Annotated in this window: 2 protein-coding genes; both read left to right on the top strand. The window is 65.3% G+C overall.

What is annotated here, in order from left to right; translation table 11 throughout:
• Positions 1–458: 458 nt before the first annotated feature.
• A complete protein-coding gene (gene cas2, locus MFF42_RS22985; RefSeq protein ID WP_238258033.1) occupies positions 459–779 on the top strand; it encodes a CRISPR-associated endonuclease Cas2 in 321 nt (106 codons plus the stop codon).
• A 20-nt stretch (positions 780–799) separates the two neighbouring features.
• Positions 800–1,629, top strand: an 830-nt coding sequence (gene cas6, locus MFF42_RS22980) for a CRISPR system precrRNA processing endoribonuclease RAMP protein Cas6 (protein ID WP_238258032.1), incomplete at its 3' end; no start/stop codon positions are given.

Below are 1,629 nucleotides of genomic sequence, written 5' to 3'. Positions count from 1 at the left end.
GGACGCGGACTGAAACCCTCGGCCCGGAGGCTGGCTGCTTCGGCGGTGGTTTGGCGCCCTCTGCCGCGTGGACACGGACTGAAACTCTCGCTCCCCGCCCGCTGCGGGCTCGGGTGCATTTGGCGACCGTTGCCGCTTGGGCGCGGACTGAAACGCGATTAGGTGGAGGATGTGATTGCGAGCGTCATTTAGCGATCGCTGCCGCGGGGATGCGGACTGAAACTCTTCTTCCTCTTATTTTTCCTATAGAACATTTCTTCTTGAAAAATTGAAATACAATCTGGCATCTCAGCATATATAATTTGGCGTGCCAAGCTAGGACTAATATTAGAAACTCATACTGAAAAACATTCGAGAACCAGGCTATCTCGCTCTCCTTGACAGGCAATTTCTGCTACTAGGCTGAACTTTGACGCGTAGGGCTTGCGTGATCCGCGAGATAGCCGCAGAACTCCGCATTGAGCGCTTCTTCCGTGCTCATTCTGGCAGCGATGAGCCGCACCACCTTCCTGTTTGTCTTCGCCTACGACGTCGCCCGTGATCGTGCCCGGTCGCGCCTTCACGACATGCTCGCTGAAACTCTCGTGCGCGTGCAGGACAGCGTGTTCGAGGGACGATTGACCCCGCGGGAGGCAGATCGCCTGTTCGAACGCGCCGCAGCGCTGATCGGACCGGACGACACCCTACGCCTATGGGCGGTCGGCGCCGACGGACTGGCTCGCTGCCGGGCCTGCGGGGGTCCGCCCGTGCCCGAGGCGCGAGCGTTCCACCTGTTCTGATGGAGGCTGCATCGACGGCGATGGTCTCACCCCGCACTCTGGTCGAGGTGTGGAGCGAGGATGTGGTGCGGGTCGTCTGCGCCCGCCCCTCCGATCTCGAGGATCATTTCGATCTCGCGCTTCGGATCCGGGGTGCGCTCGGCGGGGCGCTGTCCGTGGCTGGACCGGTGCTGGGAGCCCGACCAGACCCGGCCCATCGGCCCAATGCCTTCGAGCTTCTTTACGGTTCGCTCCCGCCTCGCAGACAGGGCGAACCGCTGATGGGGCGTCCGATGGCGATCGACGCGGACGTCATCGGTGACGAGGTCCACGTCGAAGTTCGGCTGTTTGGTGGCAGCGGGTTCTGGCTGGAACAGGTGCGCGACGGCCTGCTCGCCGCGCTAGAAGACGGGGTTGCCTTGCGGCCGAGCGGTCAACGCGTGCCCTTCTCCCCGCTCACCTGCACCACGTGCCGCATCGTCCCCGAGCCGGCGCCGTCCCGCGTCGGCGAGGCCGTTCTGACCTTCCTGACGCCGCTCGCGATCCGGTCGGGCTCTCGTCCATCCGCCGCACCGGGCGCACTCCTCTCAGCGCTTCAGGCTCGAATGGCCGGGCTTGCACCTTGGCAAGGCGTGACCCTCGCCTTCTCGGCCATGGATGCGCGCGCGGCCGCCGCAGCCCTACACGTGGAAGCGGAGGCGTGGCGGCCCATCGCGTTCCGGCGGTTCTCACGTCGCGCGCCAGGCGCGCCGATTCCGGTCATGGGGTTCTGCGGGCGCCTGCGCCTGACCGGCGCACTCGACCCGATCGGTCCACTCCTCCACCTCGCACGACGCACCCACCTCGGCAGCAACGCCGCGCTGGGCCTCGG

Origin of the sequence: Methylorubrum podarium, from assembly GCF_022179745.1 — a bacterium.
Taxonomy (GTDB): Bacteria; Pseudomonadota; Alphaproteobacteria; order Rhizobiales; family Beijerinckiaceae; genus Methylobacterium; species Methylobacterium podarium.
Note: the sequence above shows the minus strand (reverse complement) of the source record. Positions and strands in the feature narration are given on the sequence as shown.